Annotated in this window: 13 protein-coding genes and 1 pseudogene; 2 read left to right on the top strand and 12 right to left on the bottom strand. The window is 33.6% G+C overall.

All coding sequences use genetic code 11. From position 1 onward, the window contains the following. The 9 genes from IEV57_RS08365 to IEV57_RS08325 form a co-directional block, all read right to left on the bottom strand. A partial coding sequence (locus tag IEV57_RS08365; RefSeq protein WP_188441601.1) for a YDG domain-containing protein occupies window positions 1-4,007 on the bottom strand: 4,007 nt, incomplete at its 3' end. Window positions 4,008-4,486: 479 nt separating this feature from the next. After that, window positions 4,487-4,855 (bottom strand): helix-turn-helix domain-containing protein, encoded by a 369-nt coding sequence (locus IEV57_RS08360; RefSeq protein WP_188441599.1) that lies wholly within the window; start codon window positions 4,853-4,855, stop codon window positions 4,487-4,489. A 156-nt stretch (window positions 4,856-5,011) separates the two neighbouring features. Beyond that, window positions 5,012-5,422: a hypothetical protein gene (locus IEV57_RS08355; protein WP_188441597.1), complete on the bottom strand. Its 411-nt coding sequence runs from the start codon at window positions 5,420-5,422 to the stop codon at window positions 5,012-5,014. Between the two features lie 256 nt (window positions 5,423-5,678). After that, entirely contained in the window at window positions 5,679-5,939 is a 261-nt protein-coding gene (locus IEV57_RS08350; protein ID WP_308419871.1) for a BF3379 family histone-like protein, read from the bottom strand. 45 nt (window positions 5,940-5,984) lie between these two features. Beyond that, window positions 5,985-7,502, bottom strand: coding sequence for a tetratricopeptide repeat protein (locus IEV57_RS08345; protein WP_229744274.1), 1,518 nt, complete (start codon window positions 7,500-7,502; stop codon window positions 5,985-5,987). 443 nt (window positions 7,503-7,945) lie between these two features. Continuing rightward, entirely contained in the window at window positions 7,946-8,119 is a 174-nt protein-coding gene (locus tag IEV57_RS08340; protein ID WP_188441593.1) for a BF3379 family histone-like protein, read from the bottom strand. Between the two features lie 46 nt (window positions 8,120-8,165). Further along, entirely contained in the window at window positions 8,166-8,510 is a 345-nt protein-coding gene (locus tag IEV57_RS08335; RefSeq protein WP_188441591.1) for a hypothetical protein, read from the bottom strand. A gap of 715 nt (window positions 8,511-9,225) precedes the next feature. Next, the gene (locus tag IEV57_RS08330) at window positions 9,226-9,720 is read right to left on the bottom strand and encodes a bactofilin family protein (protein ID WP_188441589.1); all 495 of its coding nucleotides are present in this window, start codon (window positions 9,718-9,720) and stop codon (window positions 9,226-9,228) included. Window positions 9,721-9,736: 16 nt separating this feature from the next. After that, on the bottom strand, window positions 9,737-10,777 hold the full coding sequence (locus IEV57_RS08325) for a ParM/StbA family protein (RefSeq protein WP_229744273.1): 1,041 nt from the start codon (window positions 10,775-10,777) through the stop codon (window positions 9,737-9,739). A gap of 995 nt (window positions 10,778-11,772) precedes the next feature. On the opposite strand from IEV57_RS08325, the gene IEV57_RS08320 reads away from it, so the two are divergent. Next, a complete protein-coding gene (locus IEV57_RS08320; RefSeq protein WP_188441587.1) occupies window positions 11,773-12,534 on the top strand; it encodes a YdcF family protein in 762 nt (253 codons plus the stop codon). A 181-nt stretch (window positions 12,535-12,715) separates the two neighbouring features. On the opposite strand, the gene IEV57_RS08315 is transcribed toward IEV57_RS08320, so the two are convergent. Both IEV57_RS08315 and IEV57_RS08310 read right to left on the bottom strand, forming a co-directional pair. Next, window positions 12,716-13,819 (bottom strand): hypothetical protein, encoded by a 1,104-nt coding sequence (locus tag IEV57_RS08315; protein ID WP_188441579.1) that lies wholly within the window; start codon window positions 13,817-13,819, stop codon window positions 12,716-12,718. Between the two features lie 493 nt (window positions 13,820-14,312). Next, window positions 14,313-15,221 carry an ArdC family protein gene (locus tag IEV57_RS08310; protein WP_188441577.1) on the bottom strand — a complete coding sequence of 303 codons (909 nt, stop codon included), beginning with the start codon at window positions 15,219-15,221 and terminating at the stop codon, window positions 14,313-14,315. A 364-nt stretch (window positions 15,222-15,585) separates the two neighbouring features. Here IEV57_RS08310 and IEV57_RS08305 point away from each other — a divergent pair, with 364 nt between their 5' ends. Next, window positions 15,586-15,765 carry a BF3379 family histone-like protein gene (locus tag IEV57_RS08305; protein WP_188441575.1) on the top strand — a complete coding sequence of 60 codons (180 nt, stop codon included), beginning with the start codon at window positions 15,586-15,588 and terminating at the stop codon, window positions 15,763-15,765. A gap of 215 nt (window positions 15,766-15,980) precedes the next feature. Here the strand turns inward: IEV57_RS08305 and IEV57_RS19520 are convergent. Further along, window positions 15,981-16,109, bottom strand: a pseudogene (locus tag IEV57_RS19520) (DUF4372 domain-containing protein); the annotation flags it as partial. Window positions 16,110-16,325: the final 216 nt, after the last annotated feature.

Here is a 16,325-nt window from a genome sequence, read left to right as displayed (position 1 = left end):
GCAACTCCACTCAATGCTCCGGCTGTAACATCTGCACTTGTCGTACCGTCGTAGGTCTTAGTCTTGGTCAAAGTTGGGTCAGCGATCGTCAACGACTTGGTCGTGATTTCACCATCTGTTACCACAAAATCTGCGGGAGTCGTATAATTAGCAGCATCTGCTCCACTCAAAGTATAAACAACCGTTATCGTCTTGCCTGTACCAACAGTTTCATCATCATAAGTCGCAACAGCAGCTACCGTCACGTCTTCACCTGTGGCAACTCCACTCAATGCTCCTGCCGTAACATCCGCACTTGTCGTTCCGTCATAATCTTTGGTCTTAGTCAAGATCGGATCTGAAATAGTAAGTTCTATAACTGGAAGATTTGGCGTACCACTCACCTCATTACTTTCTGCAAAAAGGGTATTAAACGAATTAAAGGCTCTGATTTTTACATTGTATGCTGTTCCGTTAACTAAACCAGCTAGTTCCCATTGGCCACCGATAGAAGAATCTTCACATATAGAACTTTCATCAATTAGGAGATATCGATCTAATCCCTGGGGTAAACCAGCATCCGTTGGGTCTGAACCAAAACCAGTGTAAACAGTAAATGTCGAGAAATCAACTCCTACCCAATTAATTATAGTACCATTTTGGTTACACTGAAAATCTTGAGACGTATCCGTATCTATGGTAATGGTGCCCGTGTAAGCCTCTGTTACCAATCCATTAGCTACAGGATCTATCACACCACTAATGTAGGTACCATTAGAAGTTTTATATTCAATACGATCCCAAGCGGAACCAGCAGGGATATTAAATTCTAAGGTAAGTGTTTGATCACCTGGTATTACGTTTGAAATTGTCGGCGTTTCGGGAGCTGTTGGCGCTTCTGGCGTGCCACTCACTTCCTCACTTACTCCTTGAAGTCCAGTCTCAAAACTAAACGTACGAAGCGTTACTCCATATAAAGTACCATTGACAAGTTTGGCAGCTGGATTAAATCCAACTGAATTTCCCGTGGAATTATCATCTTCATCAAAAGAACAAAATGATATATCTACTCCATCTAAAACATTACCATCTCCATCCATACAAACTCGGAATGGTTCAAAAGATGTATCATATTCAATAATTGCTGTACCTGTATAAGCTTCCGTTTTTGGCCCAAAAGTCAAAGATGGATTGACTTGTACTGTTTCCCAATTTCCATTGGTGGTTTTGTATTGTAATCTATCCCACACAGAGCCTGCTGGTATATCGATTTGGAGTGTAAGCGTTTGATCTCCTGGCACGACACTTGTAATCACAGGTGTTGGTGGAGGTGTTGGTGCTTGTGGTGTAACCGTTACCTGATTACTCGGCCCACTTGTGCCAATTTGATTATAAGTATCTATCAACTTGATAACCACATCATAGGCCTGATCATTTATTAAAGGATCACCGCCTTGCGGTGGAAAAGCAAAGGTTGGATAGGTAGATGGAAATGCGAACGCCCAAATATTAATTACATCTGGAATAAAAGTGTTCCCACCATCTATTGAAACTTGTACATTCCATCGTCCTGATGATAAACTTTCATAATCGTCTGTATTCTCTATAGTAATACTTACACCGCCTCCAGCATTAGAAGAAACAGCAGAAATAACTGGTGTTGCTGCAGGTGGAGGAGAATTTGGCGTAATCGAAACCGTATTACTTAACGGGGACAGCGGATTTTGAAAATCCTGATAAGCAAGTTGTAAAGATACCTGATATTCTTGGCCACCAACAACACTTGGAGAAGGATCCCAAGATGCATAACCAGAGTTTGTAGGGAATATAAATTCTCCTGCAGTGCCATTATAAAGTTCACCTGCCCAAGGTGCAAAAATAGTTTGGTGACTTGTAGTCACCCCATTGAGCGTTAAATTAATCTGAACAGCAGTTTGAATAGCAGGCTGAGTATTTGGATCATCAATACCAGGGTCACTATTCAGAAAATCCTGCCAATTCGTAATGGTCACTTTAAAGGCATTGGTTTCTGGAGATAGGGTAATATTTGGCACAAAGGTTCCCGGTATAGCGGTAACTGGCTGAGAAGCTGCACCTGCTCCAGCACTGTTTACTGCTCTTAATCGTATACTGTATTGCTGATCATTAGTAAGTGGAGAAATGGTTACTGGGCTGGTTGTAACAGCAGGACTAAACGCTTGCCAAGCACCACCATCTAAAGAATATTCATAATTTGTAAATGGAGCTCCAATTTCTGGTTCCGTAAACGCAATTACAGCCTCACCAATTCCGGAGGCACTCAAGCCTGTAGGTGCTGAGGGAGCCCCAGGTGTGATGAAAATCTGTGCTGATTCGAGACCAGAAATACTTCCGTCCGTTGCGCGAAGACGGATACCCACTTCTGTTCCTTGCGTAAGTCCTGAAATTGTGATAGGGCTTGTGCCATCTGCTGGACTTATTGCTTGCCAAGTGCCATCATCTAATTGATACTCATAATTCGTGATGTTTGATGCAAATTCTTGCTCGAAAAATATTTCGACATCATCCGTACCAGGCATAGGAAACAGGTTTGTAGGCGCTGGATAAACAACAGTTGCCGTTACAATCGTTTCAACACTCTCTCCCTGAATTGAGGCTTTCAGCTCATTGACACCAAAAGTTGTACCCACAGTCCAATTGGTAGAAGCGGTTCCATTTGTAGTTGTCATTGGCCCTGCGGGACTTACTGATCCGCCGCCGCTCAAAACTTCATATACAATATCACTTTGTTGCTGAATAATTTCTCCCTCTGTATCTTTTACTCGAAAAGGTAGGTTGATATTCTGACCTGGACTAACAATTTGGTTATCGAAGTTAGGATCTACTAACTCTATAACAGCTGGAATTTGTATGATACGAGGGTAAATTAATAAATCTCCAAAAACAAATCGAAAACCTTCAGGACCATAAGCTGCCTGTTGAGTTCCACTTGGGAAATTAACTGAAGCTGGTGTGCTAAATTGTCCCGTATTCCAAGTTGCACCTCCATCTTCACTATATCTAATTTGCATACCACCAAATTGGGAATTGGCTGTAATAACAGACCACGTTGGATTACCTTCAAAGTTTAAGCCATAAGATAGCGCTGTTAAATTGGCATCGCCACTTATGGATATAGTTCCTAGTTGCCAAGTTAGTCCGTTATTGCTACTATATGCAACAGATTGTGTACCTGCAGCTACCCAATTCCCATTCCCATCCGTTGAAAGTTGTGTAAGCTGTTCATTAGTCGGTTTATTAACAACTACCCAAGTATCTCCATCATTATCACTGTAAGCAATCTCATCTCCTACTGCCACAACACGATCGTTTAGCCCATAAGCTAAAGAGGTAAAGGATGTATAAACCCCATTAGTTAACGCAGCACCAGACCAATCAGAGTTACCAATCGGTTTCATTGTCCAATTAGCACCATTATCTGTTGTAATAAATAATGCTTTTCCAGTAATAGGGTCACCAAAAAGTGTATTAAAATCTGTAACATATGGAGTTCCAATCCAAACATTACCTCTAGATGCATAGCTATTAAAAAATTGAAAATTTTGTACATCTAATTCACTAGGTGGGCTAGCAGTTGTTGTCCAGGTAGCTCCATTATCATTACTCCAAACGATGCCGTTTGATAAATCTGAAATTTTCCATCTTCCGTTATCGTATGTTAAATTTTGAGGTATCTGAATCCCTACAGTGGCATAATTAGAAGTAATTGCCGTCCAAGTGGAACCATCGCTACTTGTAAATACTTGGTTATCATTTATAGCCATCCAGGTATCTGTACCGTTGTGAGCAATACCCAAAATTGACGTGTTTACATTTGGTATTACTTCAGAATCCCATTGATTAAGAGAATAGGCTTGTTGGGCATGAACCGGGTTGATAAAAATAATATATTTTAAAAATAGGATAAGTGTAAAAGAGAACATATTCCATTTTCCACTTTTTTTAAACCATCCATCATGATTGCTTGTTTGAGCGTAAATTTTATTCATTTGTGTAGTATTCATATTATAAAAACTAGCGCTTAATCGCACCTACTAATTTTATTTGCAATGGTAGACGCTAATCCGTCCAATCCAAAAAAAAGTACTATCACAATTCTATCACAATCCTAAATGAAGTAAATGAAAAGTAATAGATTACTAATGAATCACTACTGATGAAAAAAATATTGATTTTTTTCAGATTTGCTAAGGATGATGCATATAGGGAAAAGGACAAAAGTTAAAGAAAGAAGAGAAAGTGAATAGGACGGAGTCGCCTCTCTAAACGATTAAACAATTTTCGAGGACTTTTAGATATATTAGAGAAATGTAAAAAGGTCAAAGTCTATAAAGGCTAACTTTATTAAGTTTAGACCTGAATCTTTATAAACCTCCTGAAAATCCATCGCTATATTGAGTTTAAAGAGTATATCTTCTCTATCAGTAAAAACTGTCATTTGTATTTTTTTATTTAAATATCAATTCATCTATTTATAAGAATCACTATTCTGATTTGCTTCTTTCAATTTCCTAATGTATTCACTTAATGTCACTCCCGTTTCTTTCTTGAACATCCGCTCAAATGGCGTTCTAGACTTAAACCCTGAGAGTTTATAATAGTATCCAGGCTTTTGAAACAGGAACGCTTTATCTAATTCTTGCACCAAAAACGCTATCCTTATATCGTTTAAAAATTGCTTAAAATGTTTACCTGTATTCTGTTTGATATCATTAAGCAAAGCATCTTCTTCCATTTCTAACTTTTGAGCAAGCAGCCAACTATCTAAATCTGGATTTTTATACAATTCCTGCTCTATGATATATTTTCTGATGTTATCTAAATTGAGTTCTTTCATTGATTGATCGTTTTGTTAAAACGTTAAACATAATTGATTCGTAAAAAGGACTGAGTAGTTTTAGTGAAAAGGTCAAAGTGAAAAAGCCAAAGGAGGGGATTCGTGAATTTGGAGGAGTCGCCTGTCTAAAGATTAAACAGCTAAGCAGTTAAGTAATTAAATTTTCCTTTCTACCCTATCATTTACATTTCTAGTATATCGACAAAACTCATCAAAATCAAGCCCAGTTTCGGTTTTCAGATCTCGCAGCATGGCATCAGTATGGGAATAACCGCAAATAAAAGTATATTCATTTAAGCTTGTATCCGTAGCTGTATTTTTAACCGCTTGTTTAAGACAGTTAATTCTCATGGTACGAGTAAGTTGGTAAAAAGACTGCTGATATTCTGATAGTAATATCTGGTTAATTAGTTTTTGATCAGCTCCTGTTTTTTGTTCCAAGAATTCCAAACTAAATTCAGGATAGGTGTAAACAAAGTCTTCTTCTAATAAATATTTCAATTCTCTGATTAAGTTTTTCTTTTTAGACTTAGAAATAGATTTGTATATTTTTTTTATGAATTGCATGAAAGTTCAAGTTAACAGTAATTTAATATGATTATCCGCGATGACACCAATAAGTAATTTTGTCACAAATAATCTTGCGGATAATTGTCAACTGTCGACAGCTAATAGTCCACATTTGTGCGCGGCGGCGTAGCATTTTCTTATTTTGCTGTAAACACCTAAAATAAAACACACTTCAAAGTATGTTATTAATAAACCCCAATCAACCATGGTTTGAATGGGGCTTAATACTTATTTGAAGATTAAACAAAAACTACTAGTTATTTTTTTTCATTTGAACATCTTTTCTAATTTCAGAGGCTAGATTTTTAATTTCCATTAAACCTTTACGGACTCTTGTACCAGCTGCGTTGTTTTTCTTTTCATAGAACTTTGCAAAGTCTTCTTCAAGACTTTCTAACATTTCCTTTAGCTTGTTAAATTCTGACATGTTTAAATTGTTATAGTTTAAGATAAATCCACCGATTAGTGGACTTTCAAATATATTGCATTTCTCTTGTAAGAATTGTTTTTTCAACTACTACAATTCTATCACATTTGAGAAAAATCAAAAAAATTTTACTTAATAATCAACAAAAAAATCATAGAGATTAATTTCGGAATTAGTTAGATTGAGTTTTTTCCTTAACCTAGTTCGTCCCATTTCTATTGCTCTAATGCTTTGTCCTGTGATGGCAGATATTTCTTTTGTAGTTAATTGTAACTTGAGAAAGGCGCTCAATCTTCTATCATTGTGAGTTAGGATAGGGTATTCTTCGATTAACTTTTCAAAAAAACCAATATAAACTCCACTAAAGCGGATTTCAAAATCAGATAATGTATTTCCCATTTGACCTGTTTTAAGTCCATTTAAGATTTTATCTAGGTCTTCTTTGAGTATATCATTTTTAGATAGATTTTTGGTAAGAGACTTAAGCATTTCATCCTTTTGAATTGCTTGCATGGAAGCAAATGTCAATTCTTTTTGAGTATTTTCTACTTTTCTTTTAAGTATTACTGTTTCTTCTAATGTTTTTTCTGCAACTTGAGATATTTTCTCTCTTTCCAATTCAGCCTTTTCCAGATTTTTTCTGACAAAAATTGCCCTAACATATAACACAATAGACACCAAAAGTAAACCTAGAATTGACGTAATTAGTAAATTTTTATTCTTTTCATAGAGTCGTTGTATTTGATTTTTCTCTGCTCTAAACTCGGAGAGCAACTCTTCTTTAAGAAGATTTTCAGCAGTGTTTTTAAGATTAAGAGAGTCCTCATACATTTTACTTTGACTGAGATATACAAAGGCAGAGTCCTTGTTCCCTATTTGATCATGAAAGCTTGATAAGCTTTTCGATATATGATGAATATGGGAATATCCTTTTACAGCTTTTGCTTTGGACAATCCTTGGTGAAAAACCTCAATTGCCTGATTATATGACCCTTTTTCAACATAAGATATAGCTAAGCTATGATCAAGCATGGCATCAAACAATAGATTTGAATCATCTTCTAACTTGCTCTTGGCCACAAAATAATACGAGATGGCCTCTTCAATACGATCAGATTTTCTATAAATATCTCCTAAATTATTAAAAAGCTGAATAGTAATCGTCTTAAATTCCGATGAATCATCTAATAAAGCAATCCCTTTTCTTAATTCCTCTTCTGCCTTTTGATAATCTGACAATCCAGCGTATATAACCCCAAGATTGTTGTGCATAGTGAGTCTACTTAATCGATCTATTGCATCTTCAGCACCATAATATTTCAAAAAATACTTCCTCGCCAATTCGATATACTCTCGAGCTTGAGCATAATCTTCCATCACTAATCTTAAACTTCCAAATTGGAAGTATCCTTTAGCAAAGCCCAAATCATCTTGATTAACTTCTGCAATTTTGATTACTTCTATAGTGTTTTCTAGCGATTCTGAATAGAGCCCTAAGTAAAAGAAAAATTTACCTAAGTTAAGTTCAGTTTCAAGTTTTAACTTTGAATCATTCAATTGATAAGCTAACTCTTTGGCCTGAAAAGCAAAAGACATAGCCTCTCTGTAGTCTGATCCAGTATTTTTCTTTGACTTCTCAATCAGCTCCATGACCTGAGCGCTGTCTGCTAGATAAAAAGAATCTGATCTATTCTGTGCTTGAACCGAATAGTAATGGCTACATAGATAAATTGTGCAAAACAAAAAAGTTTTAATCCCTAATTCAATCATATTTTTTTTCAAGTTCCTATTGACCATTTAAAACACTTTAAACTTGAAGTTAATTTCATTTTTTTTCAAAGATATCTCTGAAATGATCAAAATCAAATTTGTAAATACTATGGAGAGTTTTATACCATCTTATATCAGCAGTCGAAACCTGTATGAAATTCAGCTTACAATTTTTAGTAAAATTATTTTTTACAAATATCTATATTCAAGGCGATCTTTAACCTTATCTCATATTTTCTGATCTATCAATAAAACAATTAAGTGCAAACAACACGCTTTGTCGCTTGCACTTATACAATTGGTTTAATAGGCTTTTAATTATATTATGAGTTCTTTTTCTCCTGAACTTCTTTTCTAATTTCCTGCGCCAAGTTTTTTAATTCTTGCATCCCTTTTCTGATTCGAGTTCCAGCAGCATTGTTATTTTGCTCATAGAATTTTGTAAAATCCGCTTCTAGACTGTTTACTAAATCTAATACTTTTTTGAATTCTGACATGTTTAAATAAAATTAAGGTTTAAAATTATATTAATTGATTTTATTATTATGATATCATAGGAATTGGGAATTTCATCCCTTTTTCAAGCTCAAAGTCGTCTAACATGTCTTGTATAAAACTGTATCCTGTAAATCTGGCATATTCCTTTAAACTTAGAGCTCCTCCATATTTGTAAAAGAAGTTTGTCAGGTAAGTTATTCTTGATTTTCTCAACCACAATGAAAATGAAAGACCAAAACTTTGCTGAAAGTAGTTCTCAAGTTCATCTTCATCGGCTCCTGTTTCTATTACAAGATGTGACAAGGAAAAATTCTGATGAAGATACCGCTGCTCAACAAACAATAACTTGTTAAGCTCTTTACCAAGGTTATTAAATTTTTCCTTGCACATAGATTCACCTTTAGTAAAGCTCCACTAAAGAGGATATTTAGTTTTTATGATTATCCGCAAGAGAGCTATTAATTAACTATCCAATTATAATCGTTACTTAAACCAATGAGCACACGGGGTATTAATCAATTTTCATCAATGCGTCGGTTGATTTAAAACAGACTTCTCCATTTCGTATTTAAAATGAAAAACTATTTATTCATTAATCGTAACTTTTACCAAGCATCAAAATTAAAAATTTCAACAAAAATAAATTTCTTTTTTTTGGAGGAAATCAATTAATGAAAATTAATGTATATAAAAAGTACTTATTATCCATCATAAGTCTATGAAAGAATTAATTCTATCGCATATGACCAAATTTAATTGCACAGTAGTATTTTTTCGTTACAAGAAATATCCAAAATAATATCAGTATTTTATTGTTTCACTTTAAATCATGTGGTTAATTGTCAAAAGTTACAGCAGACGGACACAGCTGATTTTAAAGAATATGATTATCCGCAATGAAACCAGGATATGAATATTTCACTTATAATTATGTGAATAATCGTAAATAGTCCATAGGCAACTACGCCACAGCGCACAAGTGACCACTGCTGATTGAAATGAAAATCAAACAAGATTATAAATGGCTACTGATGTAAAAGCGGATCTACATATTAAATAAATTTAATAAATGGTTACTCGTAAGAAAGTGAATATGCTTAATAGCTTATATCCAACCACCCCCAAATATTAAATCTTCAGGATTTTCAATTACATCTTGAATTTTTGTTTTTGATTTTTCTTTCAAATCAATTTCATTTTTCAGCTTTTTATTTTCTTCTAGAGCCTTTTTATTAGCACTAATTTGATCTATATCCAAAACTGGTAAATCTTTTTCAATTTGAATTCTTCCAAGAACATTTGATTCTCTATCAATAATTATTTTTTTTGTAGTCAAATCACCTTTTAAAACTGCTTTAGGGGCAAGATTAATCCATTCGGAAGCATAAATTTCACCTTCACAAAATCCATGTAGTTCTATCCACTGAGCATGTATAGGACCTATAACTTTCGCATTAACATCAATAATAACTTTACCAGAGCACAAAATAGAACCTTCTACCTTCCCTTCTACTCTTAAATCACCTTTGGTAACAATGTTACCTTTAAAAATTAAATCTTTCGAGAAAATAGTAACTGCAATATCTTTGTTTAATATCATTTTAACGAATCTCTAATTAGCTCTCAACCTTAAATGTACAAATGACAGTAGTTGAATTCCCGATATCCAAACCAATAGCTCTCCCTTTATCCCCACCATTAGAAATTAAACTGTTAAAACAATAGCCTTTAGCTGCTAAATAAGGAGCATCTTCGGGAACTTTTATGTCAAGGATATCTTCAAATTCTTTTTGAAAACATTCAAACAATTCAGTGTACAATGCTCCACCACCTGCCAAATACATGGTGTTTGATTTAGCAAAATCATTATCGTCAAATGCTTTTCTTAAAGCAGGTGAAACCACATCTTCAAAATATTGTCTTAGAACCTTACGCTTTAATTCTGTTAAATCAACTCTCTTCCTATTTAAGAAGATAAATGAGTTTCTAAAAGCAGTATCAAGCTGATGTTCATTTTTAAGATCCAAATAATATATCTTCGAAAGTTCAGCCTCCAGTAATTTGATAGCATACCTTAGTCCATACGTAGATACTGAAGACCTTTGAACCAATCCACCTTCTGTAGATAAAATAGCTTCAAAAGTACCATAGCCTAAACTAATCATAAAAAAACTTCCCTTAGCGGCACCTTGCTTTCTGAGAGCTAAAGCACAACTAACTGCCTCAGGCATAACGTATGCATTATCTACCTCTGCTACGATTTTCTTTTTTCCCCCACTAGAGAAAGTTGCAGTATCAAACTCTAAATCATGTTCCCCAACCAACATTTCCCTAGCTTGATCTTTATAAAGTTGGAAAGTAGAAAACGGAAATCCTGTTGTAAGTGTCATTGGATTACCAATTTTATGATAACCTAAAAGCAAGCCTGATTTCAAAAGGATTTTATAATCTAAGTCATCCGGAGACCCATTGATATTTTTGTGAGGGGATATCCCTTCGGATAATGCTAGATTACCGACGATATAAGAAGTGTCCTTGTGTATAATTTTAAGTCCATTAACAAGATCTTTAGACACAAACCTTAAATCAACATTGTTACTTTCGTAAACGCTTGGTATCTGCTCTACCTCCAAAATATTTTCAGTTATCATATTCATACTAATTCAAAATTTTCCCTGCTTGGAATCCTACAAAGGACTCAATATCATGATTAATAATTTATAAACGATTTCGAAATTCATTCATGGACACAAAAATACAATTTGAAATCTAATAAGAATCTTAATGCGTTTTTAAGTAAATAAAATGACTTTTTATTTATTACTGACCTTAATTTTGTTTGAATATTTGAATTTGGGGATTGGGAGACAGATCAAATTTACGCTGAACAAAAAACCAATAATTTGTATTTAGTTTATTTTCAATTCGTTAGTAATAAAAAAGCGCAAAATAATCCTAATGTAATTTGAGACACCTTATAAACTAAGAAGCTGTTTTTTTCATTTTATTCACAAAAAAATCTATCCTCTTAAATTCTAAAGCACCATAATGGTCCTTGTCTAAACTAAATATTTCTATTGTATAATAATACTCAAAAGTATCAAACTCTCCCAATCTACCTTAAATCAAGTCAGTGACTAATTGTCTAAATAAATCAGGAAATAATTCTTCACTTACTAAATTAAAAGATGTTGTAACTTGATTTAACTTACCTGAATTTGAGACCGAGTAAATTATATCAAGAAACTTTAATTTAGATTCATCTTAATTCATGATTATCTATTCTGGTGTTATGAGCCTTTGAGAAGTTAAAGTAATTTCAAAAGTTGACAGAATATAAACAAAGTGGATCAGATTTGAAATAAACTCTATAAAACTCAGATATCCTTAAACCAAATCAATTTTTATAAAAATATCAAAAGATAACATTCGTCACCATTGAGTTCAAACTTGAGATTAATTAGGTCTATTTCAGCGTTATAGGGATAATTAAGACTGAAATCATATTTTATACAAAAGTTCAAGATTTGTAAAAAAGACAAGCGCTTTATTTACAATATTATGCGAATTAAATGATTTATTAGTTAAGGAAGTTAAGATATGCTAAATTTGATATGCTTTATGAATAAAATCAAAACAAACTTATGCAGTCATGAAAAAGTTTATCAAACCATTAATTATTAACCCTGACCTAATAATCAGTTTAATAGTGTTTGTCCCTTTATTTTTACTTGTGAACAATACCTTCGTAATAGTTCTGATCTACTCACTTACCTGTTTGTTATTAGGCCCAGTAACTTTTTCGATTATTGGGTATTTAGAGCGGAAATTTTCTGTTTTTGACAGAAAAGAAATTGCAAACCCTGTTTTGGTTTTGGGAGGAGGTCATACTCCGGATGTTAATTTGCCTTCAAACCAACAGCTTACATCAGGAGCGATGGGAAGAGTTTTTGAAGGACTGAGAGCTTTTCATAGTTCAAATTCAAAAACACTTGTTCTTTCTGGCCCAAGTTTATCGAATGGGCACCCAAGCCAAGCAGAGATTCAAGAGAATATGTTATTGGGTTTTGGGAGCATAGCTCCGCAAGCTATTACAAGACTTGACCAACCAACAACGACAGAAGAAGAGGTGATTTCTTATCAAAATATATTTGGAAATATTTCACCAATATTAGTTACTAAAGCTATCCATATGCCACGTGCAATGAAGACTTTTCATCTATATGGTATTCATCCTGTACCTGCTCCTTGTAATTTTATTTTTAAAGAAAAAAGTATGGAATGGAACAAATGGATCATACCTGCGTTCACATATACGCCTTTCTTAGGAGAATTACTTAAAGAAGTATTTGGTATTTTATTTCTTATATTTCGATCAACTACACAACCTAAACAGGTTCTTTCAAAAGCATAAAAATGGGAAAGTTTATTATAATTGCTAATAATACTATTTGTAAACAAACAAGTAAGATCATCAATAAAGGAGAAAAATGTTATTATGTTCCAGGCTACGGCTATTTTCATGAAGATTCTGATATTTATAAAAACAAACTGAAATCTGGAGGTTTTAGAATAGGAACAGTCTTAGTAAATAACTAAGAGTCTTCATTCCAAGTAGTTTTTAATTTATCCTTCAAGTTGTAATACTCTATATTCAATCTTGAAATAAATTCGTCTAAGTTATTTGTTTCATCATATAATATATCGCAAATTTCTCTTTTCTCGCTGTTTGAAATTTCTGGAGACTTTAGGATGGTTACTAATCCGAGCATATTGGCAATTGGTTTCCTAATAACATGAGAAATATCAAAAAGCATTTTTTCTAGCGTGTTTAGGTGAATTTTTTTCTGAGTTATCTCCTGAATATTGCCATACCATACAACTTCTTCTTTAGATTTTCTTTCAGGATTTGCTTTAATCCAACACCATTTTTCAGTTTGATCGTCTACAATCACTTTAAATTCAAATTCTACCTGCTCTAAGGAGTTGTAAGAACTTTTAAAAAGATCATACAGCACATTACCATTTTCTATATAGTTCGAAATTATTCTTGGTTCCTTTTTGAGATCTTCAGGACAAAGGCATGGAATAATTCTCCGAATTCCTTGACTTATAAAAACAAATTTCAACCCTCCCTCTCCATTAAATAACAATTTAAATATTGCTCCTGGAGCAAGATCTGTCAATTTTTTCAGCCTCTCAGCGCTAAACTCAATCTCCTTATTTTTTTGAAGCATTTGCTTTCTTGTTTCCATGTAGTTCATGACTTTTTTCGAGATCAAGTCCAATGCATGATATTTCTTTTCATCATAAACCCGCTTTTTATAATCAACCACACAAACCGTCCCAAGTACATTTCCAATTGCCGATACCAGTGGAGCGCTTGCATAAAACTTAATTCCACCATCACAAGTAACTCTTGGATTATCCTTGACTCTATTGTCCAACTCAGGATTTTCAATGATCAAAATATCATTAGGATTACCAAGAGTGTATTGACAGAATGTTTCTTCAATTTTATCTTCATCTGATTCAATACCAATTTTCGCCTTAAACCATTGCCTTTGATCATCAATAAAAGAAATAAGAGAAACAGGAGTATCAAATATTGCACTTGCAATTTGTGCCAAATCATCCAATTCTTCTTCGGGCTCTGTGTCTAAAATAGAATATGTTTTTAAATCTTCTAACCTGTTCATTTTTTGTTAATTTAATTTGAAATATAAGTACCACTTTTAATACCAATAGCAACTTAAACCATCTCTATTTTACAAACTCGTGCTCAAGTGGAGTCAGATAAACTTTTGGATATTTTACCCTCAGTAATTTATCAAGATCAGTCTGAATATTTATGATCATTCTGCAAGTTGACCTCCTGAGATAACTGTTTATATGAATATCCGGAATGCTGCTAGAAAGTAAATATTTCAATTATAATCATACGGATAATTGCCCTCTAGACGATCAACACACAACTACTCAAACAGGTGACATTAAACCAGCTGATTGGATTAAACTTCATGCATTATTTCAAGTGGCTACTGGAAATAACCACCATACATCCTTAATTTAAGAAATAATTTTAAGTTTGAAAAGTTATAAATTAGCTTTCTTAGAATGATTTTCAGAATAAATCTCAAATAGATCACGAATTAACTGACCAAAAAAGGGGTTTTCACCCCTCTTTAAGTTTTAAAAAGGACTAGTTGTCAAAATATATTCAACTGCTTTTTGTGCCTTTGAAGCTGCTGATATTAAAAGTTTTTTATCTGATTTGAGCCTGTCTAACCAAACTTTAATATAAGCTGCTGAATTTTCTAAAAGCTTTTCATCCATAATCCCTGTATGATTACACAAGTAACTAGCTCCCATTTCAGCAGTCAGTTCTTCCCTACTGTAGTCTTCGGATCCAAACTCGTTAAATTCAACTACTTCTTTTCTATTTAATCGATTTTGATGACCTGTCGCATGGATAAGTTCGTGAAACAAGACAGAATAATAAAATTCAGCTGATTCAAATAAGCTTAAATCTGGCATGTTGATATAATCGTCAATAGGTGAGTAAAAAGCTTCTGCTATTACATGTCTGATTTCAGGAACATTAACCATATTTAAAATGATTTCCTCACAAGACCCTATTGTTTCTTTCGTTTCCAAATAATTCGTTTCAGGCAAATCAAAGTCAATTCCTTCTACTTGAGCTATGTTAAAAACAGTATAGTATTTTAAAAAAGCTCTTTTCTTCATTTTAGCAGGATCATACTTTTTCGCTTCTTGATCGCTTAACTTCCTTCCTGTTTTCGAATCAAAATAGCTGAAATTCCAATAACATACAGGGAATCCTTTTGAACCTTTTTTTACCATCCCACCCAGACTTTGTGCTTGTTTGAAAGTCATAAAATACGGGTGATTATATTTTTCAGATATCAAGAGCCACAAATTAATTCCATGATAAATCTTTCGAGTAACATAGTTACATGGCAGTCCTTTTCTACTCCAAACTTTTCTCCAAGGAATTATGCCTTGTTCCAGCTTTTCAATCATCAAATCAGTAATCATCTGATACACATCCTTTTTCTGAGTTTTTTCCTTTGTCTTCATGATTTCTATCGTTTTGGTTATAGATTAAATTATGAAGCATCATCAGGATTCATTTCGCACTGAATGCAAGAGGAAACGGAATAAAAAGTGATCGAAGAGAACGGCTTTATGCCGTAGTCTCTTGCCATGTGTGCGGAAGGACATCCTAAATTGCTGAAAAATTGAATAGTAAATAAATCAATCACATACCATTTTGAGATTCAAAAGATTACTTCATAGAGTAAAATCGTTTCAAAAAATTCTAAGAAATGGTATTAAAATTGGTAGTTTCAAGTTCAATTGTGGTTTATGATAAAGCTTAAAGCTTTAGATCATGTGCTACCTTTCACAATAAATATTCAATTAACATTTAAATTTTAACACAATGAACAGATTTGAATCAATCAAGAACATGATTTCAGAAATGGAAGAAGACTTTACCAAGTTTTATGAAAATGGTAACAAGGCTGCTGGGACACGCGTGAGAAACAGCATGAACAACCTTAAAAAAACTGCTCAGGAAATCCGCTTGGAGGTAACAGAGTTGAAGAATTCAAAAAAATAAATAGAATTGAACTAGCTTTTCAACTCTTGAATTCCTGCCAAACAATTTAAGCTTTTGAGAATAGGGATTTTTTGAATTCTCAAAAAGACCCTCCTGCTTTATTTGACACAGTTCAAATTGTATTATTTTTAGAACCCTGTCCAAGCCTAATAATCCTCCCGATCTGACAACTTTTATTAACTATATATAGAAATACCTATGAATAGCGGCCATATTTACCGGATTAACCGATCTTCAAGAAAAAGAAGATTTATGCAAAGACTGTTAAGTGAATGGCATCTGATGACAACACCGTAAAGCATAAATGCCAGTTGCTTCCATATGGTCATTGTCTTATAGTACCTGTCACTTTGGTGTTAAGACACGCAGAAATCAATAATTTGACGAGGTAGAAAAGAAAGTGGCCGTCAAATTACCAGTTTACCCGCAAGGTTCGGGTTTTGGTCATGATGCATTTTAGTGTGGTAACTTCAAAAATCATAAGCTTTAGCGAGGTGTCAAAACTTCGCTATTGCTTTTTTTCAAGAATATCCAATAACACCTAATTTTTTTTGTCGGAT

Origin of the sequence: Belliella aquatica, assembly GCF_014637795.1 — a bacterium.
Taxonomy (GTDB): Bacteria; Bacteroidota; Bacteroidia; order Cytophagales; family Cyclobacteriaceae; genus Belliella; species Belliella aquatica.
The sequence above is the reverse complement of the archived record's forward strand: the minus strand, read 5'-3'. Positions and strand labels throughout refer to the sequence as shown.

Coding starts and splice junctions, on each gene's coding strand:
- IEV57_RS08315 (WP_188441579.1), bottom strand. CDS start 13,819: ATGAACAGGTTAGAAGATTTAAAAACATATTCTATTTTAGACACAGAG.
- IEV57_RS08320 (WP_188441587.1), top strand. CDS start 11,773: ATGAAAAAGTTTATCAAACCATTAATTATTAACCCTGACCTAATAATC.
- IEV57_RS08325 (WP_229744273.1), bottom strand. CDS start 10,777: ATGAATATGATAACTGAAAATATTTTGGAGGTAGAGCAGATACCAAGC.
- IEV57_RS08345 (WP_229744274.1), bottom strand. CDS start 7,502: ATGGAGCTGATTGAGAAGTCAAAGAAAAATACTGGATCAGACTACAGA.
- IEV57_RS08360 (WP_188441599.1), bottom strand. CDS start 4,855: ATGAAAGAACTCAATTTAGATAACATCAGAAAATATATCATAGAGCAG.
- IEV57_RS08330 (WP_188441589.1), bottom strand. CDS start 9,720: ATGATATTAAACAAAGATATTGCAGTTACTATTTTCTCGAAAGATTTA.
- IEV57_RS08305 (WP_188441575.1), top strand. CDS start 15,586: ATGAACAGATTTGAATCAATCAAGAACATGATTTCAGAAATGGAAGAA.
- IEV57_RS08335 (WP_188441591.1), bottom strand. CDS start 8,510: ATGTGCAAGGAAAAATTTAATAACCTTGGTAAAGAGCTTAACAAGTTA.
- IEV57_RS08355 (WP_188441597.1), bottom strand. CDS start 5,422: ATGCAATTCATAAAAAAAATATACAAATCTATTTCTAAGTCTAAAAAG.
- IEV57_RS08340 (WP_188441593.1), bottom strand. CDS start 8,119: ATGTCAGAATTCAAAAAAGTATTAGATTTAGTAAACAGTCTAGAAGCG.
- IEV57_RS08310 (WP_188441577.1), bottom strand. CDS start 15,221: ATGAAGACAAAGGAAAAAACTCAGAAAAAGGATGTGTATCAGATGATT.